Origin of the sequence: Pseudomonas sp. B23(2017), assembly GCF_002113725.1 — a bacterium.
Classification (GTDB): domain Bacteria; phylum Pseudomonadota; class Gammaproteobacteria; order Pseudomonadales; family Pseudomonadaceae; genus Aquipseudomonas; species Aquipseudomonas putida_Z.
Genome location: NZ_NEJM01000020.1, coordinates 14,085 through 34,696 on the forward strand (window position 1 = coordinate 14,085; position 20,612 = coordinate 34,696).

Annotated in this window: 29 protein-coding genes; 27 read left to right on the plus strand and 2 right to left on the minus strand. The window is 60.8% G+C overall.

Annotation, left to right across the window (positions count from 1 at the left end):
• Positions 1–49: 49 nt before the first annotated feature.
• Positions 50–970 carry a recombination-associated protein RdgC gene (rdgC, locus tag CAG46_RS24915; protein ID WP_085618777.1) on the minus strand — a complete coding sequence of 307 codons (921 nt, stop codon included), beginning with the start codon at positions 968–970 and terminating at the stop codon, positions 50–52.
• Positions 971–1,155: 185 nt separating this feature from the next.
• Here rdgC and CAG46_RS24920 point away from each other — a divergent pair, with 185 nt between their 5' ends.
• From CAG46_RS24920 to CAG46_RS24995, 16 genes are all read left to right on the plus strand, one after another.
• Complete coding sequence (locus tag CAG46_RS24920; protein ID WP_085618779.1) at positions 1,156–1,641, plus strand: hypothetical protein; 486 nt, start codon at positions 1,156–1,158, stop codon at positions 1,639–1,641.
• Positions 1,642–1,888: 247 nt separating this feature from the next.
• Complete coding sequence (locus CAG46_RS28625) at positions 1,889–2,347, plus strand: hypothetical protein (protein WP_143493512.1); 459 nt, start codon at positions 1,889–1,891, stop codon at positions 2,345–2,347.
• A gap of 186 nt (positions 2,348–2,533) precedes the next feature.
• Positions 2,534–3,859, plus strand: coding sequence for a replication initiation protein (locus CAG46_RS24930; protein ID WP_085618911.1), 1,326 nt, complete (start codon positions 2,534–2,536; stop codon positions 3,857–3,859).
• A 1-nt stretch (position 3,860) separates the two neighbouring features.
• Positions 3,861–4,244 carry a Ref family recombination enhancement nuclease gene (locus CAG46_RS24935; protein WP_256575140.1) on the plus strand — a complete coding sequence of 128 codons (384 nt, stop codon included), beginning with the start codon at positions 3,861–3,863 and terminating at the stop codon, positions 4,242–4,244.
• A 113-nt stretch (positions 4,245–4,357) separates the two neighbouring features.
• The gene (locus CAG46_RS24940) at positions 4,358–5,122 is read left to right on the plus strand and encodes a hypothetical protein (protein WP_085618786.1); all 765 of its coding nucleotides are present in this window, start codon (positions 4,358–4,360) and stop codon (positions 5,120–5,122) included.
• Positions 5,123–5,173: 51 nt separating this feature from the next.
• The gene (gene yejK / locus CAG46_RS24945; protein ID WP_085618788.1) at positions 5,174–6,181 is read left to right on the plus strand and encodes a nucleoid-associated protein YejK; all 1,008 of its coding nucleotides are present in this window, start codon (positions 5,174–5,176) and stop codon (positions 6,179–6,181) included.
• Between the two features lie 11 nt (positions 6,182–6,192).
• Positions 6,193–6,789, plus strand: a complete 597-nt coding sequence (locus CAG46_RS24950) for a hypothetical protein (protein ID WP_085618790.1) — start codon at positions 6,193–6,195, stop codon at positions 6,787–6,789.
• Positions 6,790–6,860: 71 nt separating this feature from the next.
• A complete protein-coding gene (locus CAG46_RS24955; protein WP_085618792.1) occupies positions 6,861–8,606 on the plus strand; it encodes a DNA cytosine methyltransferase in 1,746 nt (581 codons plus the stop codon).
• On the plus strand, positions 8,603–9,001 hold the full coding sequence (locus CAG46_RS24960; protein ID WP_085618794.1) for a hypothetical protein: 399 nt from the start codon (positions 8,603–8,605) through the stop codon (positions 8,999–9,001). The genes CAG46_RS24955 and CAG46_RS24960 overlap by 4 nt, the downstream gene beginning before the upstream one ends.
• Positions 8,998–9,894 (plus strand): DUF349 domain-containing protein, encoded by an 897-nt coding sequence (locus tag CAG46_RS24965; RefSeq protein ID WP_085618797.1) that lies wholly within the window; start codon positions 8,998–9,000, stop codon positions 9,892–9,894. The genes CAG46_RS24960 and CAG46_RS24965 overlap by 4 nt, the downstream gene beginning before the upstream one ends.
• Positions 9,895–9,896: 2 nt before the next feature.
• Complete coding sequence (locus tag CAG46_RS24970; RefSeq protein ID WP_143493513.1) at positions 9,897–10,319, plus strand: hypothetical protein; 423 nt, start codon at positions 9,897–9,899, stop codon at positions 10,317–10,319.
• On the plus strand, positions 10,319–11,074 hold the full coding sequence (locus CAG46_RS28980) for a hypothetical protein (protein ID WP_178080729.1): 756 nt from the start codon (positions 10,319–10,321) through the stop codon (positions 11,072–11,074). The genes CAG46_RS24970 and CAG46_RS28980 overlap by 1 nt, the downstream gene beginning before the upstream one ends.
• Before the next feature lie 98 nt (positions 11,075–11,172).
• Positions 11,173–11,487: a hypothetical protein gene (locus CAG46_RS24980; protein ID WP_143493514.1), complete on the plus strand. Its 315-nt coding sequence runs from the start codon at positions 11,173–11,175 to the stop codon at positions 11,485–11,487.
• A complete protein-coding gene (locus tag CAG46_RS28805) occupies positions 11,477–11,635 on the plus strand; it encodes a hypothetical protein (RefSeq protein WP_158090810.1) in 159 nt (52 codons plus the stop codon). Before CAG46_RS24980 ends, CAG46_RS28805 begins: the two co-directional genes overlap by 11 nt.
• A gap of 639 nt (positions 11,636–12,274) precedes the next feature.
• Entirely contained in the window at positions 12,275–12,559 is a 285-nt protein-coding gene (locus tag CAG46_RS24990; RefSeq protein WP_085618803.1) for a type II toxin-antitoxin system Phd/YefM family antitoxin, read from the plus strand.
• The gene (locus CAG46_RS24995; RefSeq protein WP_085618805.1) at positions 12,525–12,833 is read left to right on the plus strand and encodes a Txe/YoeB family addiction module toxin; all 309 of its coding nucleotides are present in this window, start codon (positions 12,525–12,527) and stop codon (positions 12,831–12,833) included. The genes CAG46_RS24990 and CAG46_RS24995 overlap by 35 nt, the downstream gene beginning before the upstream one ends.
• A 379-nt stretch (positions 12,834–13,212) precedes the next feature.
• Here CAG46_RS24995 and CAG46_RS28810 read toward each other — a convergent pair whose 3' ends face one another.
• Complete coding sequence (locus CAG46_RS28810; RefSeq protein WP_158090811.1) at positions 13,213–13,380, minus strand: hypothetical protein; 168 nt, start codon at positions 13,378–13,380, stop codon at positions 13,213–13,215.
• Positions 13,381–13,462: 82 nt separating this feature from the next.
• Between CAG46_RS28810 and CAG46_RS25000 the strand changes: the two genes are divergently transcribed.
• From CAG46_RS25000 to CAG46_RS25050, 11 genes are all read left to right on the plus strand, one after another.
• A complete protein-coding gene (locus CAG46_RS25000; protein ID WP_085618807.1) occupies positions 13,463–13,705 on the plus strand; it encodes a hypothetical protein in 243 nt (80 codons plus the stop codon).
• Entirely contained in the window at positions 13,692–13,949 is a 258-nt protein-coding gene (locus CAG46_RS25005; RefSeq protein WP_085618809.1) for a hypothetical protein, read from the plus strand. The genes CAG46_RS25000 and CAG46_RS25005 overlap by 14 nt, the downstream gene beginning before the upstream one ends.
• Positions 13,946–14,161: a hypothetical protein gene (locus CAG46_RS25010; protein WP_085618811.1), complete on the plus strand. Its 216-nt coding sequence runs from the start codon at positions 13,946–13,948 to the stop codon at positions 14,159–14,161. The genes CAG46_RS25005 and CAG46_RS25010 overlap by 4 nt, the downstream gene beginning before the upstream one ends.
• Before the next feature lie 683 nt (positions 14,162–14,844).
• On the plus strand, positions 14,845–15,639 hold the full coding sequence (locus CAG46_RS25015) for a hypothetical protein (protein ID WP_085618813.1): 795 nt from the start codon (positions 14,845–14,847) through the stop codon (positions 15,637–15,639).
• Positions 15,640–15,722: 83 nt separating this feature from the next.
• Positions 15,723–15,923 carry a hypothetical protein gene (locus CAG46_RS25020; protein WP_085618815.1) on the plus strand — a complete coding sequence of 67 codons (201 nt, stop codon included), beginning with the start codon at positions 15,723–15,725 and terminating at the stop codon, positions 15,921–15,923.
• Positions 15,920–16,444: a DUF1064 domain-containing protein gene (locus CAG46_RS25025; RefSeq protein ID WP_256575141.1), complete on the plus strand. Its 525-nt coding sequence runs from the start codon at positions 15,920–15,922 to the stop codon at positions 16,442–16,444. Before CAG46_RS25020 ends, CAG46_RS25025 begins: the two co-directional genes overlap by 4 nt.
• Positions 16,444–16,713: a hypothetical protein gene (locus CAG46_RS25030; RefSeq protein ID WP_085618817.1), complete on the plus strand. Its 270-nt coding sequence runs from the start codon at positions 16,444–16,446 to the stop codon at positions 16,711–16,713. The genes CAG46_RS25025 and CAG46_RS25030 overlap by 1 nt, the downstream gene beginning before the upstream one ends.
• A 79-nt stretch (positions 16,714–16,792) precedes the next feature.
• Entirely contained in the window at positions 16,793–17,593 is an 801-nt protein-coding gene (locus CAG46_RS25035) for a helix-turn-helix domain-containing protein (protein WP_085618819.1), read from the plus strand.
• Positions 17,594–17,936: 343 nt separating this feature from the next.
• The gene (locus CAG46_RS25040) at positions 17,937–19,061 is read left to right on the plus strand and encodes a terminase small subunit (RefSeq protein WP_158090812.1); all 1,125 of its coding nucleotides are present in this window, start codon (positions 17,937–17,939) and stop codon (positions 19,059–19,061) included.
• Entirely contained in the window at positions 19,058–19,351 is a 294-nt protein-coding gene (locus CAG46_RS25045; protein ID WP_085618823.1) for a hypothetical protein, read from the plus strand. The genes CAG46_RS25040 and CAG46_RS25045 overlap by 4 nt, the downstream gene beginning before the upstream one ends.
• A complete protein-coding gene (locus tag CAG46_RS25050; RefSeq protein WP_085618825.1) occupies positions 19,351–20,559 on the plus strand; it encodes a hypothetical protein in 1,209 nt (402 codons plus the stop codon). The genes CAG46_RS25045 and CAG46_RS25050 overlap by 1 nt, the downstream gene beginning before the upstream one ends.
• The last annotated feature ends 53 nt before the right edge of the window (positions 20,560–20,612 follow it).

Below are 20,612 nucleotides of genomic sequence, written 5' to 3' on the forward strand. Positions count from 1 at the left end.
GCTAATCCTTGGCATTAGTGCGTGCGGGCGGTCCCGCTTTGCGAAGCAGTTACACGGAAGTCGGCAGTTCCTCGCCGCCGAGGGCTTCCAGGAGGGCAGGGAGGAATTCCTTCAGCGTCAGCATCATCAGGTTGAAGCTGGCGTCGAACTGACCGCGCGCGTCGTCGCCGCCGTCCTGTTCGGCCTGCTCGGTTAGGAGGTCCTCGAACTTGAGCCGGTTGATGCCCAGCTTGTCGTCCAGGACGAACGACAGCTTGTCCTGCCAGGCCACGGCCAGTCGGGTCACTACTTTCCCTGTACCCAAGTGCAGTTGGATTTCATCGCCGGTCAGATCCTGGCGCTTGCAGCGCACAATGCCGCCATCTTCGGCGGTGTCGCGCAGCTCGCATTCGTCTAGCGCATAGAAGCCTTCGGCGGCCTTCTGGGACTTGACCCAGTCAGTCATGGTGGCGGTTGGCGCAATCTTCACAGTGACCGGGCGCACCGGCAGCGAGCCCAACACTTCGCGCAAGGTGGACAGCAGGTCCTCAGCGCGGCTGGCGCTGGAGGTGTTCACCACGATCAGGCCGAGGCGGGGAGCAATGGCAGCAAACATCATGGCGTGCCGCACGAAAGCCCGGGGCAGGAAGGCTTGGATGATGTCGTCTTTGAGCTGGTCGCGCTCCTTCTTGTAGACCTTGCGCATCTGCTCGGCCTCGATTTCTTCGACCTTTTCGCGCAGGGCCTCGGTCACCACGCTGCCCGGCAGAATGCGCTCTTCGCGCCGGGTGGCGATCAACAGGAATTCGCCACTGGCGTGCACCAGCGGTGCGTCCTCTCCTTTGCCAAAGGGGGCGATGAAGCCGTAGGTGCTCAGTTCCTGGCTGGCGCAGGGGCGCGCTGGTTTGCTGGCCAGGGCCGCTTCCAGGGCTTCGACCTTGAGGGGGATATCTTGTGTGAGACGGAAGACCTTCAGGTGCTTGAAAAACATGGGGTTCTCCTTGCGGTGGGTGGGAAAATGGTGCGATCTGTGTCCGGTCCAGAACAATCCCCGGACCTTGGTGTCTGCGCCGTTACTTCCCAATCCGTGCAGAGTAAACAGGTTTAACAAAGTTTAATAGCGTTTCTATGGTGTATTGCGTAAATTACCCATGGTTTACCAATGGAAGCGAGAGCATGAACCTAGAAGTGTTTGAGGGTGCCGAGACCGCCAGGGAGGCGGTAGACGCCAGCAAGCGAGCGCGATACCAGCGATTCAACCTGTACAAGGACCTGCATAGCCCCAAAGGCATGCGCGCTTTGTTGGCGCACCTGCCGCAGGCTGAAGGCGAAGCGCTGTCGAATCAAATCATCCAGGCGTCACAGGCCAAGGGAGGTTTCCCGGAATACCTGGCGCGCAGGGTAGAAGAGGCGTCTGGCTTGCCGTATGGCTATCTCGAGCAACCCTATCCGTACCCAGAATTACGGGCTTCCCTGGTACGTGCGCGGCGCTTGATGCGCTATGCGAAGCCGCGCGGGGATGCGGCTGTGGTAGCGATCGGCAAACGCAAGTTCGAGCAGCTGGAGCTGGCGTGCGAAGGGCAGCGTGGCGTGTCTGCCGCGTTCTACGAGAAGGCCATGAAGAGCCTGAGGAAGCTACCGCGGGAGGAAAAAAATCAGTGACCCTGTTCATGTGAACAGTATTACAATGTCCGGGGATACATGATTAACTGGATGGCAGATGGCCGGTATGATATACAGGCGGCCTGCTTATCACCGAACACAAATTCGAGGCGAAAAAAAAGAACCTGGTCCGCCGGCAAGCAGTAGGTTCTTTTTTGACACAAACGATGCTTAAACCCTTCGCACCACCAAGCCTTCCATGCTCTGGGCTGGCCTTATTCAAGGCGCTACGCCGTGGAGATCGTGTGTGCTCACCAAAAATGGAGAGCGCAGCATCGTGACCGGACTTTACCATAATTGGTCAAATCGCAAAGCCTCTGAGGGCTCTTCGCTCTCGTTTCCGGCAAAAAAATGTGATATGGGCCGCCAATCGGCTCAATCAGCGCACCAGAATCCACCCAAACGGGGTGGTCGCAGTGTCCGCGTAGCAATCATTCCCGCGAATTTCCGCTTGCCTCAGGGCCTTCTTCCAATCGCTCAAGAGCCGGAGGATGGTGCCTTGGGTCAAATGATGCCTCTCACCCACAACGCCGCCGGCACTGTGCCGCACGTTGACGAATCCAGCTTCAATGCACTGTCCGAAGCGCTTTCTGACTTGCGCGATTACTGCGCGCTGGAGAGCGATCCGGGCCGCGCTTCCTGGTTGTCCGAAATCATCGAAGACATCGGGGCGACCGTCGCCCGACTGGAGCCGAACCCTATGTAGGTCCGAATAGCAGAAAGCAAGAAGCCCCGCTTCGCAGGCGGGGCTTCTTGGAAAACTGAACAGATCGAACTTTGACGAGGACAGATCTGCTCAACCACTACAGGTGGGCCAATTATGGCTGTCACATCGGCTTCCTGCAAGCCGGTGAAACGCCGTAGTTTGCTCGCCGCCGGAATGGCGATGACAATGGAATTCACCCTTACACCCCCGCCAGTCTCCTACCAGGTAGAGAGCGTTACGTTCACTACTGCCATGGAGCGTTTCATGCACGAGGCCCCCTACCTGGCCCGTTGCAGCGACAACAAGACTGCCGCGCTTGTCCGCCCCCGCGAACACGCTGCCGCCCACTTCCCCTATATGCAGATCAACCGCCGCGACATGGTGTCATGGCTGATCTTCGACCTCGACCACGCCAATGCGTTGTCCTGGGACGATGCCGGCCTGCCGGCGCCGAATCTGATCGTTCGCAACCGCAAGAACGGGCACGCGCACCTCTACTACGCCATCAGCCCCATCTGTACCTCGGAGAAGGGGCGCGAGCGGCCTATCCGGTACATGAAGGCGGTGTATGCCGCCTTCGCTGCGCGCCTTCAGGCCGACGAGGACTATCACAGCGGCCCAGTGGCCAAGACCCCCGGGCACCCCTGGTGGCAAACCACGGACCTGCACGCCCATGTCTATGACCTGGGCGAGCTGGCCGAGTACGTCGAGCTGCAACTGCCAACCTGGCGAAAGGGACCGGACCTTGACCAGGTGTCGCATTCGCGCCACTGCATCATGTTCGAGAAGCTGCGCCACTTCGCCTACAGCATCACCAACCGTGAGCGCGATCGGGGCACCTTCCAGTCCTTCACCCGCCAGCTGGAGCAGTACGCGCACAGCGAAAACCGTTTTGCACGCGCCGGCTTCACCGCACGCGACCTCCCACTGTCCTCGATCCGCGCCACTGTCCGCTCCGTGGCCAGGTGGTGCTGGTACCGCTATACCGGCAGCGGTCGTGTACGTGGATCGATGGAGCTGGACCCCTCTCTACCGCTGGCCGAACGCCAGAAGCAAGCCGCAGCGCGCACCCATGAGCTACGCCGCAAGGCGACCGAGGCCAAGATCCGCGCCGCTTGCGTCGGCCTGCTCGAGCGTGGCGAGTCCATTACACAGGCCGCCGTCGCGCGCCTGGCGCAGGTCTCTCGCCAGACCGTGGGCAAGTACCAGCATGTCCTGGTCGACGTCCAGCAGCCCAAGAAAATCACCGTCCTGGCCGAGGTTCGCCAGGCCAAAGCGGAGGGCGCTCAGGGCCACGCCGCGAGCGTTAAGCATGGTGCACATCAGATAACAGGGCCGTCAGGCGCCGCTGTTGGTCCTGCCGTGCCCGCCTTGAACAGCCAAAGCCCTGCGGTACCACGGGGAGTGGAGAGCGGTGATGACCAGGTGCTGCCACCAGATCCAGACCAGGTGGAACGAAACGAACGGAATAGGGGGGTGAGTGATGGAAGGTCGGAGCAGGACGGTAGGTGAAATGCGCTGGCATGACACCGTGGCGGACATATGCGGGTGCATCTGCTGCATCCTCGATGGGCGACCCCGCAATTACGAAGAACAGGCCTATGTGTCGATCCATCACTGCGATGGCCGGACCAAACGCCATGCGCACTGGTACGTGCTGCCGCTGTGCGCAGGGCACCACCAGCCCGGGACTGGCCCGCTGAAGTCGATGAAGGCGGTGCACGGCAACAAGGCCGAGTTCATTGCCGAGTACGACCGGGAGATTGTCCTGGTGGAGTTCTGCGTTCGGATGGTCGAAGCCGCGGGGCGTGAGGTGCCGGGGGAAGTCCGGGCACTGCTCGCAAAGTGGCACGAAAGCCAGCAGTACCGCGACCACGACAATAGGCAGGCGGGCTAGCGTGGAAAACACCAATAAAACGCTATTGTGATATTGTGACTTTATGCCATTATGTCACTGCGGTTGATCAGTCAACGGCACCCATCCATCAGTGTGAAGTAGGGAGTAGCACTATGAACGCAGCCCGCAAGATGACTTTGGAGGCGATCCTGGTAAGCCAGGTGCAGGCCTTCTCAGAGAGCGACCGGCCCGCCGAAATCATTGGCGTGCATGTCGAAAAGCTGTTCACCGAGGTTTGCCGCGAGGCCTTCAGCCCCCACGGCGCTTTTGCTGCCAACTTGAAAGAAGAGCTGGCCAATGCTCTACCAGCGAACCTGTCCAAAATCGCAGACCTTCCTCGTTACAACGACCTTATCGCTACCGCGCTGCGCGATCGCTGGGTCGAGGCCGGCGCCACTGGCGACCTGATGCGCCGGGCTGAGGCTGCAATCAACGACATCCTGAACGCTGACTTCATTCCCGAAGTGATCAGCCTACGGTCGGTGCTTGAAGCGTTCGTAGAAGTTCACCAAGCCAAGGCAGCTGATCGTGGTTGGCATTTGCCCCATGTGTCCATCCGTGAGGGCGACGGCCTGAAGGCGCGTTATATCCACGTTTTCTTCGACGCCGAGCCCGAAAGTGCTTTTCGTGAGCGCAACGCGCTGCGTGAACGCCCGCGCAGTGACATGGAATACGCCAATCGCCTGGTGATCCGTGTGACCGGCCAATCCGATCGAGGCCTGGAAGTGGGCGAGGTCATCAGCGCCCAGATCGAGGGCGAGCCGATCGGGCGCAATTTCTCCATCAAGTCCAAGTGGCAAAAGCTGGTGGCGTGCATGTATTTCGGCGCCTCGAAGCTGATCCTGGACTGCCAAGAAGACGACGTTACCTACGACTGATCAACTGCTGGCGCGCGGGGGATCGTGCGCCATTCACCCAAGGAGCAACACATGCCCATTCGCCACGCCGTCGTGCACTACATCGACAAGAAGCCCGACGGCAGCCCCGCGGTGCTGCATGCCCGCGACACCGAGCTGCCTCCCAGCGATGCCCTGGAGAACCTGCTGGCCGACCTCAATGACGCCTACAACGCCAAAGCCGGCAAGAGCTGGGGCTTCTTCCATGGCGAGTCAGGTGCCTACCCACTGAGCGGGTGGCTGAAAAAGTACCTGGACGGCCAAAGCTCCTACGTCGACTTCTGCCGGGACTCCGTCGAGCACCTGCAAAAGCTGATGGAAGAGTCGAATCTGTCCACCGGTGGCCATGTCCTGTTTGTGCACTACCAGCAAGGCCTCACCGAATACCTGATGATCGCCTTGCTGCGGCACAGCGAGAGCGTGGCGGTAAGCGCAGAGCTGGACGTAACTCCGTTGCGTCACCTGGATCTGGGCCAGTTGCACCTGGCCGCGCGCATCTGCCTGTCCGAGTGGCGCACCAACCCAGCCTCCCGACAGTACATTTCGTACCTGAAGGCGAAGAGCGGGCGCCGGGTCAGTGAATACTTCCGTGACTTCGTGGGCTGCCAAGAGGGCATCGACGGCGCCGGCGAGACCCGCACTTTGCTCAAGGCCTTCAGCGATTTCATCGAAAGCGAAGACCTGCCTGAAGAGTCGGCCCGGGAGAAAAAACAAACCCTGGTCGAGTACGCCACGACCCAGACCAAGCTGGGCGAGCGGCTGGCGCTGGAAGAGTTGTCCAGCCTGTTGGATGAAGATCGCCCCAAAGCCTTCTACGACCATATCCGCAACAAGGACTACGGCCTTTCGCCGGAAATCCCCGCAGACAAGCGCACCCTCAACCAATTCCGCCGCTTCACCGGGCGCGTGAACGGCTTGTCGATCAGTTTTGAGGCGCATTTGCTGGGCGACCAGGTCGAGTACGACCAGGAGGCCGGCACGCTGCTGATTCGCAGCCTGCCAACGGTGCTGGTCGACCAGCTCAAGCGCAACGCAGGCTGAAGGGGACTCACATGGACAAGGACACCAAAATTTTAATCACCGAGATTCCAGGGGCCTGGACCGAGCGCTCCCGCTCTGGGCATACAAACATCTGGAACAGCATGAGCCATGACCGCCCACACCGTAATGGGTTGCCCGAGGTGAGGCTGGAGCCGCCAGAGAAGGGCCTGTACGCAGAGCGCATCGACAATGCCTGGTACTGGGTTTCTGGCTGCCGGAAATGTGGTGGTGACCACGATAACTCGGGCTACATCGTGTGCGAGAAGCACAACGTGTGCGAGGGCTGCGGCACCCACCGCTCGAAGCTCACCGAGACGCCGTGGGGCGCGCGCAATGGTTTCATATGCGTGCCTTGCCATGACGCACAACGTGCAGCCGAGAGGATCGCGGCACTGGCAAAGGTAGCGGAGTCTCCCTACGACGAGTGGGATTACCGGGCCCAAGACAAGTGCAAGTGTCCGCATTGCGCGTCGGTAATACACATCGAAAGCGAGGACCACCAGGACCAGAACATGACCTGCGATGTCTGTGACGGCCAGTTCGAGCTGAGCCTGGAGTACTCCGTGTCTTACACCACAAAGGTTATCGGGCAGCGCATCACCGCCTGACCCTACAGGCGCTGCTGGCCAGCGCCTTCCCCCAAATTTCGAGCAATTGCCAAGAGCGGTAAGGATTCCCCATGTCCGTACTTCAGAAACCACGCCAGCTAGACTTCAACACGCAGTACACCCTGGCCCTGGACGATAACGACCGGGCCGTCATCATCGACCTGTTCGCCGGTGGCGGTGGAGCCAGCACCGGCCTGGAGATTGGCCTGGGGCGCAAGGTGGCCGTGGCCATCAACCACAACCCCAAAGCCATCAGCATGCACACGGTCAATCATCCGCATGCCAAGCACTACCAGACTGACGTATGGGGCGTGTGCCCCCTGGTGGCAGCCATGGGCCGTGTTGTTGGCTGGTTGCACGCCTCACCGGACTGCCGGCACTTCAGCCAGGCGCTGGGTGGCCAGGCGCGTAAGGAAGAAATCCGCGACCTGAGCTGGGTGGTGATCAAGTACGCCGGGAAGCTGCGCAAGCGCAACCAGGGGCCTTGGGTCATCAGCCTGGAGAACGTCAAACAGATCCAGCAATGGGGGCCGATGATCGCCAAGCGCGACAAGGACACGGGCCGGGTGGTCAAGCTGGACGGCTCTGTGGCTGCCGTGGGCGAGCGCGTACCGCGGCATGAGCAATTCCTGGTGCCCGACCCGAAGCGCAAGGGCCACACCTGGCGCCACTTCATCAACGAGCTGAAGCGCCTGGGCTACAACGTCAATTACTGGGTAGAGCGCAACTGCGACTACGGCGACCCAACCACCCGCGAACGTCTTTACCTGGTGGCCACCGCCGACGAACAGAAGCCCGTGGCGCCGCCCAAGACCCACGCCGCCAAGCCGGCCAAGGGTCAGAAGCCATACCGCACCGCTGCCGAGTGCATTGACTTCGACGACCTGGGCCAATCGATCTTCAAGCGCAAGAATCCACTGGCTGAGAAGACCCTGACGCGGCTGGCCAAGGGTGTGGTGCGCGAGGTCATCGAGAAGGAGGTGCCATTCTTCGTACCATCCAAGTTCGTGGCCGATGGCGATTTCCCGAATATTACCCCAGCGCAGCGTGCCGGCCTGACGTCTGCCGCCCCTATGCTGGCTCCATTCCTCACTGAGCACGCGAATGCTTCACGGCAGCGCGTCATGCCGGCAGATATGTCGATCCCGACCATCTGCGCAGCGGTAAAAGGTGGGCATTTCTCGCTGGTTGCGCCCGTCCTGGTCCAATGCAATGGCGGCAAGAACACCACCGCGGCCCACAGCGTGCTGAAGGGCATGAGCACCATTACCACCTCGGGCAGCCAGCAGCAGCTTGCTACGGCCCACCTGGTGACCTTGCGCAACGGTAGTTACGGGCGATCGGTAGACGACCCCATCAGCACGCTGACTGGCGGCGAGCACCATGCGCTGGCCAGCACCAGCCTCGAGCAGCTGCCGCTGTCGCCAGAGCACATGGAAGGTGCGCTGCGCGTAGCAGCATTCCTCATTCGCTACCACCACACCGGCGGTCAATGGGCGGCCATGAGTGATCCGGTAACCACCATCACCACCAAGGACCGCCTGGCGCTGGTCACCGTGTGGATTGCCGGCGAGCAGTGGGCGATTGTCGACCTCCGCATGCGCATGCTGCGCCCACGGGAGCTGTACCTGGCCCAAGGCTTCCCGGCTACCTACATCATCAGCCATGGCCACGACGGGGTGCCGTTCAAAGTCAGCGAGCAAACCCATATGTGCGGCAACAGTGTCAGCCCTGGGACCATGGCCGCATTCGCCAGGGCAAACGATCCATGGAAGTTCCGCCGGCAGGCCAACGAACGCAACCTGGAGGCCGCATGAAGCGCGGCCAACCCCAACCAGATGTACTGGACCAGATGACCAAGGAAGAACTGGTTACCTGGATTCGGGAGCGGGTTGTCTTCCAACGGCCAAAGATGAGCGAAGTGCTCTTCATACGCTGGCAGAAGCAGGCCGAAGCGCTACAGGCAGAGCGAGAACAGGAAACCCGGAAATTTCAGGCAATCGATTTCAAAGAACGTGATCGGTTGGCCACCAGGTTCAACGAATCGAAGGACCCGGCAGAGCGGCTACGAATCCTTGAGCTGATTCAGCCATTCGAAAAGGCGTTGCAAGAGCACCGCAAGCGCTACCTGGCGCTGGACCGCAAGGAAAAAAGGGTGGACGCCCTTTACGAACAAATCGACGTAGAACGGCAAAAGGAAAACAGCGTATGACCAACCACACAACGGAACACGGTAGTGACCCAGCAAAGCAGCATCAGGACGAGCCAATCATGCTCACAGCTGTTGCCGAGCTGGTTGACGACGGTGATGGCGGTCTTGAAGCGAGCTGGATCCTTGAGGGAGGCACCGCCGAGCTAATGGCGGGGATGTTGCTGTTGGTGGCCGACAACGCACCAGGCCTGTGCGAGGAAGACGGCAGCGCCGAGGTGTTTCAACACGCTGATTCTGGCGAGGTTGAGCGGTTACGCGCTCAGAACCTGCAACTACGCGAAGTCATTGAGCATTCTGACTCGAATATGCAACGGCAAAGCCTGCGGATTTCAAATCAGCGCGCCCAGCTGGCCGAGGTGGATGCGCTGCTATGCGATATCCAGGCGAGTCATGGCGTTCTGCTGATGACCGATCCGCCGCAGGACCCGTGGAAAGTCCGCAGGATCAGCGAACGAATCAGTGCAGTCCTATCCGCCCGGGCAGCTGCAAGTGAGTCGGTCGCGCCCAGCCCGGCGGGAAATGTTCACCGCTACAAGGCTGTACAGCTGATTTCCGAGGCTGGTAACCGTATCGGATACGACCCTCACGGGCCCGACGTCGTGATGGCAGAGGCATACGACCTGCTGCGTGCTGATCGGTCTGAATGCTGGGAAGAATTTAAAGCGCTGCGCCGAACAGCAGTAGCGCGTGAGGCCGAACTGCAAGAGCGCCTGGAAAAGCGGAATGCCTTGCTGGCCAAGATGAAAGCCCTGTTCCGCGTCGATGATCCGTTCGATCTGTACGGCCAAGTATGCGAGGCGCTTTCTGATGGCGTGGAGGATGAAATGCCCTGTCAGGGGATTCCAGGCACTTCTTTCCAACGCTTGAACCTGCTGGCCAATCAGGGCGAATGACCATGGCACACACTCAACAAGCTCCAAGCGTGAGCGTGGGCACCACCTGGCAGCCATTGACCGGCCCCGGGCAGATCCAGCAGGGAACTTGGCTCAGTTTCACCGTAGGCGGCAAGTTCTTCTGCGCTCGCGCGAAGCTGGTGATAGACCCGGGCACCGACAATGAAGAGGTCGTCTACAACCGCAAGAAGAATCACTACTTCGTAACTTCGATGGCCGTGGACGGCACTAGCAACCACAAGGGCGTTCTGGTCGCCCTACCCGTAGAGACACTGTTTCAAAAAGGCTATCGCCTGGCGGGGGAGGGCTTTGGCATTTCGAGCCTGTGGGGCGAGTGCAAGTCAGATGACGAACTGCCTGAGGTAGAACGCGGCTGGAAGGCTGGGATGGATGCGAAGTATCACCAAGAACAGGAGAACAAGTGATGGGTTCGGAAGTCATGAATAACGTGGGCGTACAGGCCCAGCTCGTACCTTGCGCCGCAACCCAATGGGCCATCGAGCAGTGCCGGCGCGGTACTGAGTGGATGTCGCACCTGATCAGTACCCTTCAATCGGCGCAGCACCAGGTGTTCGGCTTGGTGTCGGCCTCGTCCTGGTTGGATATGTCCACCGCCCCCAAGACCAACACGCTGGTGCTGCTGCTCGTGCGCTTCCGTGACCATCCGATCGATGACCAGGAAGTGTGTGTGACGATCGGCGCCAACGCCCTGAGCGATACCGGCCTCGACAGTTGGCAGTTTGCTGGGTGGGATTGGGAGCAGGATCGCTTCCGCGAGGGTGAGGGCGAGCCGATTGGCTGGCTGCCGCTGCCTGCTGCTGTACCAGGCCATGCCGATGATGCCGCAGTTGACGCCTTTGGCCTGGCCATGAAAGCCAAGCTCCAACGCTCCAGAGAGAAGAGCCGCGGCGGGTGGGATAAGCCCGAAGAGTGCTCGGCGGACCTGCTGGCCGACCTGTTCGTGAGCCACATTCCGAAAGGCAACGCCGGCAACCTCGAGGACCTGGCCAATTTCTGCATGATGCTGCATCAGCGTGGCGACGACCCGAAGGTGCTGGCGGATGCCCTTGAGCGGCTGGTGCAGCGCCGGATCGATGATGCTCACGCTCAAGTGCTCGAGGCTCACGGTTCGCTGATTGAGCGGCTTCAAGCCCACAAAGAGCAGGTGGCCAGCCTGTGAGCGCAATACCATTACGGCTGAATCAGCCATACCTGAACACCCTTGAGCAAGGGCTGAAGGAGGGGGGCGCAGGCTCCCCGGCTGCATGCCCTGAGGTCGTGCTGGCGCTGATCAATGAGATTCGGCGCCTGCGTTTCAAGACGGCTGAAGCCATCGCTTCCCGCGGCCACGCAGTCCACCAGAAGAATCTGGCCTATGAGGCCTGCAAAGAGCTGCGAGTGGACGCAGAGCGGTACCGCTTTGTCAGCAAGCTGGCCTGGTACGTCGACCGCGGCGCCCAGGTCTACGACTTGTGCAACGTCAACTCCAATTGGCACAGCGAACGCGGCTCACCGGACTCCGATGATGTCGAGGCAGCCATCGACGCGGTGAGGCTCGCAGCAGCACGGAAGGAGCTGGGTCTTGAAGATTGAAACAGCCCTGATGGTGGTCTTCGTCGCATCCACCCTGTGCCTGGCGGCTGGGTTTTGCCTTGGGGGCTTTATGGGCGAAGCCACGGCGCAAATCCAGTGCCAGGTGAACCCATTGCCAACCCAGTGGATACCGAGGGATAGCAAGTGATAGCAGATGATACCCAGCCAGATCTGTTCGGCACTCCCGCACCCCAGCCGGCCCCAGTGCCGGCAGTGGACCCCAAGGCCCAACTGTCTAAGGACCTGATCAAGCTGGGCGACATGATCGGTGACGGCCTGGCTGACGAGCCTGGTGGCGCCTGGATACGCCGGGACTACAAGCGTGTGGCCAAGGCATTGGGCCACGGAATGCCCAGGCGCAACAACAGTGCGGCTATCAACGCAGCGGTGGCCAGGTTCTTGGAAGCCAACAAGTGCCCATGTGGAGGGCCGCTCAAGCAAACGCGATCGGGATCAATGCGGGTTGTATGCGGAAGTTGCTGCAAGACGACGCAGCTGAAGGCCGTTCGACAAGCCAGATCATAGTCCGACAGCCGGTTTACTACTTTGTACAACGTTAGGTACAATGGCTGTGGTTGCCAGCGACGGCTGGATTTCCATTCGGACGCCTATGGCCTGTGGCCATTTGAATGACGATTCTGCTTCTGATCCGAATGAGGGAACATATGGTGATTCACGACGGCGCCGCTGTGCGGGCCTACTGTAATCACCTTCTTTCACTTTGGGTGTCGCCTGTGGCGGCCCAAAGTAGCAACCCTTGCCCGGGCGATCCCCGGAGGATAGACAAATGCACGTACTGACTTTTAGCCAGGCTCGCGCCGAACTGAAGCAGACAATGGATGATGTTTGCCGGGACCATGAGCCCGCCGTGATCACACGCCAGCGTGGCGAACCCGTCGTCATGATGTCCCTGGAGGACTACAACGGGATGAACGAGACCATTCACCTATTGGGATCGTCCAAGAACGCCTCGCGCTTGCGCTCATCCATCGCTCAGCTTCGGGACGGCCAGACCGCGACGAAGGAACTGGACATCAATGAGCAAGAATCAGAAGCAGCGCAACAAGGATGAAGCCCGCGACAAGGTAAGCGTCAAATTTACCAAAGAGGGCTGGGAGGACTACTGCCATTGGCAAGCTGCCGACCTCACCATTCTGAGCAGCGTCAACCGCCTGATAGAAGTATGCCTTCGCACCCCCTTCACTGGCATTGGCAAACCTGAGCCGCTGAAAGGCGATTTATCTGGCTTGTGGTCTCGCCGCATCACCCGGGAGCACCGCCTGGTCTACTTCTTCGAGGCCGGTATGCTCACCGTTCTGCAATGCCGTTACCACTACGACGACTGAAGCTGCGGAAACTACCGCCGTCCAGGTTCACGGGCGGCTGGTAGGACGAAATCGTAAGAGCAGCCCTTTGTGATGTTGTGACTTTATGCCATGATCAGCACAGCCAGGCCGCGACTAGGTGCTGGTGCTGATTGACGTAGGAGGTCGTGTGTCGCAATACACACTCACAGACGCGCAAATTCAGGCTGGCGCTCGTCCTGGTGAAAGCTGGGAGGACGCCCGTAGGCGCCTGGAAGCGAAACAGCGTGTTCGCGCTGCTGACTGTACCGAATGCGGTGCGCAACGGTGGCACCAGGTTGGCTTTCCGCCGGCAGGCCCGCTTTGCGATCGGTGTGCAACGCCTGTCCTGGAAGAGCTGGATTGCTTCAAGCAGGAACCGTCAGCCGTATATGGGCCCGTGCTGATCGAGCCAACCACTGACATCCAGGTGTATACCGCACTGCTCGAGGCGTGCGTCCAGGCTGAAGCCAGCGAGCACCGCCGGCTGGCCCACATGCTGCGCGCCTGGGTAGATGCCTCGCCCTTCGCCGGCTGCCCAGCCTGCCATGGGCACACCCCGCTGTATAACCACGAGCCTTGCACCGTGTGCGAGGGGCGCGGCTTCGTGCCAGACAACCAGGGAGGGACACATGGGCAAGCGCTTACCGCTCGCGGAAAGGGTGTATGACCCCCACCGCGACGTAACCCACTACGCCGGCAGCCCAGCGAGCGGTTACACAACGCTGTGCCGCTTCACCGATTGGGCCAACCCGAAAGAGAAGGGGCTGCCTACTGACGCCCTGGTCGACTGCCCGGGTTGCATTGAAATCGTCCGTTACGTGCTGAAGCACAAGCTAGACCCGCTCCCGGAGGATACCAGTGGCCAAGGTTGATACGATCGCCCTGCGGCGCTTTCTGGATCCGGTAAACGAGGCCGGCGAGGCGAGGCGCAAGGCAACAGCAGACATGGATGATGTACTGAGCATGTCGAACAGCAAGCGGGCGAAGCTGCTCCGCGCCATGGGTAAGGCTGACGCCGCATACACCGACGCAGTAGGGGAGCTGATAGGGGGCCTCAACCAGTTGGTGGCAGATGCAGAATCAGAACCAGGTAATGAACTAGGGGAAGTGAAGTGATCAAGGCGAACAAAGGGGTGGCCTTCCTGATTGAACAGGCCAAAAAAACGAATTCTGATGACCTGCAACAACGCCTTTTGGAGGCGCTGGGGGAGGCGGGCGGGGATGCCGCTATGGAATACCTGGTAAGCGAAGCCAAGAAGACCAACCCAGACTGGAAGAGGAATGTCCTGATCAAGGCGATTGGGCGTGCCAGCCGGCACAACGGCTGATTCCAGGCTTGAAACAGAAAGGCCACCCGGACCGAAGCCCGGGTGGCCTTTTTACTACCCACTGCAACTAGTCTTAAAAGATGTCGTCGTAGTGGTCACGCAGAAACTCCCAGAAAGAATTGAGCGCGCCCAAAGCTTTCAAGATGTCCCATACGTGGCTCAGAATATTCCGCTTGCGCTTCATAATCTTTGACTCCTGTACAAGCGAGCCAATCTTCCAGCGTCTAACCGGCACTTCGACGCCTTCAGAGTGCTGTGACCGCACCCAGTGAAGTGGCCCAGTTGGTTGGCCCTCCAAGGTGCAGCTCGCCGGCACGGGTCTCAAACCGTGTCGGAGGGATGTTCTCTCCTTTGAATACTCAAATACCCGGGCCCCCTTCATGGAGTCGGTCACAAGCAAGCGGGCGCATCATACCCGGCTCAAGGATTCGTTGGAATGCCCAGGCGCAGCGACCGGTGGATTTGACCTAGAAATCCCCGTTCCCTACTATTGGAGCTGTGACCGCACTCAGTGAAAGCGCGGGCCAAGGCCTCTCACCCCTGGACCGCAAAGAAGACCGCCCCCTAAAGGCGGTTTTTTTTTGCCTTGCGTTTAGCAAAGGTGGCGCCGCCACAATGCAGCCTTGTGATATTGTGACTTTATGTCATTATGTCGCTATCGCAGTTTGTAGGAGGCACCCGCAATGCAGCACGCCCAATCCCAGGAGCGGCACGAAGTTCTATTCACCATGTCCGCCCAGAGCATGCAGCGCACCACGGCCCTGCTGAAGCGCTGCGGCCACCAGAACCTCAATCTGCTGCTGGCGCGCGGGCTGGCGCTTGTCGAGTTCGTCCTGGACCAGGTGGAGCAGGGGCGATCTGTAGGAAGCGTGATCCTCGGTGAGGATGGTTTTCTACCGCTGCGGGAGCGGCCCGAGCTGGTAACCCCTCGGGAAGGGGGTAAGCCCAAGGCAGTGCCGGCGCCAACCCGGGGCGGTACAACGCACACCGACAACCCGAAGCTGATGCCCCGCGCCAAAGTGTCTGTAGAGGCGCCTGTGCAGGAGCAGGCCCCACGGGTACGCAAGCTATTCCGCCATGCCGCCTTTAACGTGAACGACCTTACCGGCCCCGTCCGATCGGTGGAGTTCCACACCAAGCGGTGCGCAGCTGAAGGCATTGAGGCGCCGATCGACTACACCGGCCAAGCGCTTCCTGGCGAGCTGGGTCCGCACCACCTGGAAGAGCTGGAGCGCGTAATGGCTGAAGAGTCGATGGCTACCCATTTCCAGCTGTGCCCGTCGACCAATGTGCTCACGTTCTTCGCCTTCTTCCCCAAGGGTGGCTGGCACCGCATGCAAGGCACCCCGCGGGAATGGCTTCACGATCTTGCCGTCGACACCGGCGAAGCATCTGTTTTCTCAGCAGACCTGGCGGCGGCCTACCTGCGCTGGCAGGGGAGTGGAGCACAGGCACGCCGGCAGGCGCTCCAGGCGTAAGGCTGTACCCGGCAAACCACCAGGGCAGCGCCGGGATGGGCCCCAGTAGATTGGGGCGATCGATTCTATGAGGGGAGAGTGCTGTGGGTCCGTTTGATCAAGTCGATGAAGCGCGCAGTGATTTCGAGGCCGACCACGAAGGGCCGTTCGAGCGCGTGAAGGGCGTTATGGGGCGCCCGACCGAGGAATACCTGGATGAAGGTGTGCAGCGCGACTACCTGCGCTGGCTGCGTGCCCGGGCCACTGTACGCGCCTGCAACTGCTGTGGCGGGGCCGTGGCATGAGGATGACCGAGGAAGAGTTTGCCGGCCTGCCCGACTACATGACCAAGACCGCCCGCAAATCACGGTCTCGGACGGCCAAGGAAGAGCCGGAGCACCTGCGCATGCCAGGGGCAACAGCTGGCGCCACCGGTGGCAGTAAGGGTAAGCCAAAGGCCGGTGGCATGCAGGCTATGCAGGCGCTGGGGCGCCTCGAGGCCGGTGAGCTGAACAAAACCGAGGAAGCCTACCGTGCCCACCTGGAGCAGCTGCGCATGGCCGGTGACATCGTCTGGTACCAGTTCGAGCCATTCAAGCTGCTGCTGGCGCCCAAGACCACCTATACGCCGGATTTCCTGGTGCAGCTGGCGAGCGGGCACCTTGAAGTGCATGAGGTGAAGGGCTACTGGATGGATGACGCCAGGGTCAAGATCAAGGTCGCGGCCAGCATGTTCCCGGTGTTCAAGTTCGTCGCTATCAAGAAAGCCGAGAAACCCAAGCGTGGCGCAGCGCCTGGTCCTGACTGGGTTCGGGAAGAGTTCTGATGGACCTGGAGCAGGCCGAGCGCGTGGCGCATGAGCAGTACATCAACCACATCATGGCGTGCAAAGGATGCTATGCACCAACAAAACGCTATTGTTTTTACGGTCTCCGCTTCCTTGTCGACTACCTGGCCCACTACCTGATGGGGCGCGATCTACACACCAGGCGCGTGCACCTTGCGCAGATCGAAGCCGCTGATCCCGTGACATGCGACGACCTGAAGGCCCGCCTGATCGAAATTCACGAGCAAATGAAGGGTGACGAACCCTAGAAAGTTGGCTACTTCCGCTCGGGAGCATGGGAACTTTTTGGGCATTTTGGGGTTGTGAAATGTCCGGGGATACAATTTAATGGCGCCAATCCACAGTGCTGGAAGGTGCATTGAAGTGTCAGCGACAGATCACAACCAGGAAACGCAGGCCGCGATCGAGGGCGAATTGCTGCCACGCGAGCCCGAATCGCTCTTCAACGATGACGAGTGCGGCGCGGGCATGAGCCCAAGCAGCCTGGCGCGCGAGGAAGAGCAGGCAATGCGCGAGGCCGTGGCCAAGCGCCTGGTCCGCGCCCGCCGGGCCGCCGGCCTGCGTGAAATCGACGTCGCTCAGCGTCTGGGCCACGCGAACCTGACCATGATCAGCCTGTTTGAGAACGGCAAGCGCTCCCCCAGCCTCAAGAACCTCCAGATGATGGCCGACCTGTACTCGGTCACCACCGACTATCTGCTGCTGCGCACCGACGAACTGGGCTTGTCCCCCGAAGAGGGTAACCAGGCGATGATCGCTGGCGTGGTGAAGGGGGCGATGGCTGCCTATCACGAGAGATACCTGACCGGCCTGGCCAAGGTCACTGCGGTGGCCATCGAAGGCGCCGCCACAGATCGGGCGCTGCTGGACCAGGTCGCAACCACCTCAATCGAACTGAGCGCCAGCCTGGCGCTGATCCGCCGGCATCATGGCGGCGTGTTCGAGCAGCTGCGCGGCGGCGCCAAGCTTGAGCGCCTGATTGCCGAGCTGGCGGTTTCCGTCAAAGCGCGAATCGCTAGCAAACAAGCCGAAAAAGCCCTCATTGAATTCGAGCATCCTGTCTGCACGGTGCAGCAGGTTGAAAAGGCTGTTCAGCAAGCGCTGTTTGCTGATTTCACCGGTCAGTAGCCAGCCACTCGGTTAGGGGTGGCCATGCCGGGCTGTCGTGCGCATGGTGCTGGGCAAAGGGTTGTTTCACACGGCCTGGAGCTTTTGGGGAAGTACCTGACAGGGGCTCTCCCATGAGGTACCCGCTGTTGGATAACGGTCAAAACTGGGGAAGTGGCATCGACGGCCATTGCAGCGCCCACCGTGGCGTCCCCTATACGGTGCTGGGGAGCCCGCTTCGGCGGGCTAATCCTTCCAAGGATAGAGGCCCGCGATTGCGGGTTTTTTTGCGCCAGGCGCCCCCGGATGTTGCACATTTTCCGTGGCTGATAGCCAAGACTCTTTGCATTGAAGGTTGTTGACTGTGGCAGGGAAGAAGAAGGTAGGAGACAAAGCGCAGACAGAGCTGTCCGGGGATAAATCTACACCGGACAATCCCGCGCGCAGCCGCAAAAATCCCCCCAAAGCGCCGGTTGTTAAGGTCGCCGGTGGCCGAGTGGTCAAAAAGGCCCCTTCAAAGGCTGCTCAAAAGGCCCCCAAAAAACCCAACAAGCCCGCCCCGGCAGTAGCCGAAGCGCTGGCCAAGGCCGCCGAGGTTGCAGAGAAAAAGCCCCGGCGCCGCACCGGTACTACCAGGGTGAAGCCGACCGTCACCCTCACCCAGACCGAGCTGGAAGCCTTGCAGGCCGGGAATCTGCACGGTTTGGACGAGCGCCAGGCCAAATTCATTGACCTGTGGCTGGTCACCCAGAACGCCACCCAGGCCTACCTGGACGCCGGCTTCGAGTGCAGCAATCCCAACTCTGCTGCGGCGGCAGCCAGCAGGCTGTTAAGAAAGGTTAAGGAACATCCGTACACACGAGCGAAGCGCGTTGAACTCTTCGCCAAGACCGAGGAAATCCAGAATCGGGTCATTGAGCGCGTCTACGGCGCGGCCCTGGCTGACCCTCGGGAACTGGCCGAGGTGATCTACACCTGCTGCCGGTACTGCTGGGGTGAGGGATTCCGGTACCAGATGACCCCACGGCAGATGGAGCAGCGCATCGAGCGCCACAAAGGCGAGGTGGCGCTGGCCAAGGCAGAGAAGCGTATGCCCCCGGTGTTCGACCCCCTCGGCGGCATCGGCTTCGACCAGACCCGCGACCCACACCCGGAATGCCCGGAGTGCAACGGCGTGGGCGAGCGCACCATGAAGATCAACGACACCCGCTACCTCTCACCAGGTGCGCTTGGCCTGTTCAGCGGGGTGAAGATCAACAAGGACGGCAGCATTGAGGTGAAGGTGGGCGACCAGCTGCCGTACCTGACCCTGCTGGGGCGGATCTTCAACATGAATATTGAGCCGGTTGTGCCGGTGGCTGCTGTCGTTTCCCAGGAAGAGCTGGATGAACGCTATGCACGCGCCCTACAGAAGACCCAAGCACAGCGCGAGGCCATGGCCGATCGCGCTGCCCAGATCGCGGCATTGGACAACGGCGGTGAGGTATGAAGATCAGGCCCGAGCTGCAACCCACTCCCGACAACATTCGGCGCACCCGGCTGAGCCTGCGCATGAGCGAGACCGCTGCCGGCGCGCTGGTCTACGTCAGCCGCGAGTCCTGGCGCCTGTACGAGAAGGGCGAAACCAACATCAAGATGGGCTTATGGGAGCTGTTCCTGATCAAGACGGGGCAGCTTTGGATACAGCCCACCACTGCAACACCTGCGCGCGCGTCCAAGCACCGCGGGCGAGTCGAAAACCTAAGGCCGTTCGCGGCCACCTCGAAAGGAAATCAATGATGCAAGCAGGCACCGCGGTATCGAGTCACAAGCACGACCAGGACTTGTTGCTGGCCAGCAACGTTTCGGTATTCAAGGAATGGCTGAAGGCGCAGGGCATCGAGGTACGTGAGCCTGAGCCGGCCCACAGCGCCCAAGGCGTGCATTACTGGGTTGTGCCTGTACCAGGTAAGGCCAAGCCCAAGGCCGTGTCTGTTCAGGAGGGCTCAGGGCGCCACAAGCGCTATGCCCAGACCCATCACCGTCTGCGATCGCTGATCAACCGCTTCCTGACGTCTCCGCTCACCACCGCAGTTCGCGCCGCCCAGGCCAGCGACATCGGCAAATGCCCCTCGGCGCCGGCATCGACGCATTACCTGCTCACCCAGGCCGATATCAAGCGCGCGCTTTCCTGTCCGCCAGTGAAGGAACCAGTATGGGGCGACCATGGCGCTGTGCTGGAGGGCCATGACGTATTTGCCGTGCGACTCTCGGGCACCGATCGTGACGGCGCGTCTGTGGCCATCCATGCGCGGGTCTATGGCCAGGGCGCCCGCCAAGTCGTTCAGGTGCTGGGCTACCCGTTCGATACCAACCTCCAGGACCTGGCCCCGCTGGCAAAAGAGCTGCACCAACGTGCGAGCGCACTGCCGTCTGCCACTATCCTGGTCGACACAGCCGGTATCGGCCTCCAGTTCTTCCACGAGCTGGAACAACTGGGGCGTACTGACTCCCTGCGTCGTTACGGGCTGATGATGGGTGCACCGCTGCCCAAGGACGCCGGCTACTTCAACCGTCGCTCGAAGTGTTCCGTACTGGCAGCCCAGGCAATCAAGGCCGGGCGCGTGAAGCTGAAATGGCCTGATGGTGAGGACTCCGACGCCGTGCTGGCGCGCTTCGGCTGCCACATTCCCTACACCGTAAACGAGCATCGCCAGCACCAGGTGGCCAGCCCTAAAGAGCGCGCGACGAAGGACCTGCCGTGTCCCGACCTGTTTGAGACCTTGGCAATGTGCTTCCACGACCTGGATCTGCCTACTCCGGCAGAAAAGCCCGCAGCACCAGCAGCTGAAGCCACGCCGAAGAAACTGAGCCAGGATCTGATCGACCTGCGCGACGACTTCGCCATCACCTGCCCGCTGACCCAGGACGAGGGCGAGGACCTGGCCGCTTTTGCTGTTCGCCGCTGGGCATACGCCCAGGCCATGCTCGACGCACGCCCGCGCTAGTCCGGGGACCCTTGGGGATCGGACGCCATGAAGTGCCGACATTGCCAAGGCGA

What these genes read in the sequence shown, in the direction of transcription:
- CAG46_RS24955 (WP_085618792.1), top strand. Translation starts at nt 6,861, where the DNA reads ATGTCCGTACTTCAGAAACCACGCCAGCTAGACTTCAACACGCAGTAC.
- CAG46_RS24920 (WP_085618779.1), top strand. Translation starts at nt 1,156, where the DNA reads ATGAACCTAGAAGTGTTTGAGGGTGCCGAGACCGCCAGGGAGGCGGTA.
- CAG46_RS24940 (WP_085618786.1), top strand. Translation starts at nt 4,358, where the DNA reads ATGAACGCAGCCCGCAAGATGACTTTGGAGGCGATCCTGGTAAGCCAG.
- CAG46_RS24990 (WP_085618803.1), top strand. Translation starts at nt 12,275, where the DNA reads ATGCACGTACTGACTTTTAGCCAGGCTCGCGCCGAACTGAAGCAGACA.
- CAG46_RS24995 (WP_085618805.1), top strand. Translation starts at nt 12,525, where the DNA reads ATGAGCAAGAATCAGAAGCAGCGCAACAAGGATGAAGCCCGCGACAAG.
- CAG46_RS25025 (WP_256575141.1), top strand. Translation starts at nt 15,920, where the DNA reads ATGAGGATGACCGAGGAAGAGTTTGCCGGCCTGCCCGACTACATGACC.
- CAG46_RS24965 (WP_085618797.1), top strand. Translation starts at nt 8,998, where the DNA reads ATGACCAACCACACAACGGAACACGGTAGTGACCCAGCAAAGCAGCAT.
- CAG46_RS28980 (WP_178080729.1), top strand. Translation starts at nt 10,319, where the DNA reads ATGGGTTCGGAAGTCATGAATAACGTGGGCGTACAGGCCCAGCTCGTA.
- CAG46_RS24930 (WP_085618911.1), top strand. Translation starts at nt 2,534, where the DNA reads ATGGAATTCACCCTTACACCCCCGCCAGTCTCCTACCAGGTAGAGAGC.
- CAG46_RS25015 (WP_085618813.1), top strand. Translation starts at nt 14,845, where the DNA reads ATGCAGCACGCCCAATCCCAGGAGCGGCACGAAGTTCTATTCACCATG.
- CAG46_RS25030 (WP_085618817.1), top strand. Translation starts at nt 16,444, where the DNA reads ATGGACCTGGAGCAGGCCGAGCGCGTGGCGCATGAGCAGTACATCAAC.
- CAG46_RS24935 (WP_256575140.1), top strand. Translation starts at nt 3,861, where the DNA reads ATGCGCTGGCATGACACCGTGGCGGACATATGCGGGTGCATCTGCTGC.
- CAG46_RS25000 (WP_085618807.1), top strand. Translation starts at nt 13,463, where the DNA reads ATGGGCAAGCGCTTACCGCTCGCGGAAAGGGTGTATGACCCCCACCGC.
- CAG46_RS24960 (WP_085618794.1), top strand. Translation starts at nt 8,603, where the DNA reads ATGAAGCGCGGCCAACCCCAACCAGATGTACTGGACCAGATGACCAAG.
- CAG46_RS24950 (WP_085618790.1), top strand. Translation starts at nt 6,193, where the DNA reads ATGGACAAGGACACCAAAATTTTAATCACCGAGATTCCAGGGGCCTGG.
- rdgC (WP_085618777.1), bottom strand. Translation starts at nt 970, where the DNA reads ATGTTTTTCAAGCACCTGAAGGTCTTCCGTCTCACACAAGATATCCCC.
- CAG46_RS25050 (WP_085618825.1), top strand. Translation starts at nt 19,351, where the DNA reads ATGCAAGCAGGCACCGCGGTATCGAGTCACAAGCACGACCAGGACTTG.
- CAG46_RS24970 (WP_143493513.1), top strand. Translation starts at nt 9,897, where the DNA reads ATGGCACACACTCAACAAGCTCCAAGCGTGAGCGTGGGCACCACCTGG.
- CAG46_RS25035 (WP_085618819.1), top strand. Translation starts at nt 16,793, where the DNA reads ATGGCGCCAATCCACAGTGCTGGAAGGTGCATTGAAGTGTCAGCGACA.
- CAG46_RS28810 (WP_158090811.1), bottom strand. Translation starts at nt 13,380, where the DNA reads ATGGCAGGCTGGGCAGCCGGCGAAGGGCGAGGCATCTACCCAGGCGCG.
- yejK (WP_085618788.1), top strand. Translation starts at nt 5,174, where the DNA reads ATGCCCATTCGCCACGCCGTCGTGCACTACATCGACAAGAAGCCCGAC.
- CAG46_RS25045 (WP_085618823.1), top strand. Translation starts at nt 19,058, where the DNA reads ATGAAGATCAGGCCCGAGCTGCAACCCACTCCCGACAACATTCGGCGC.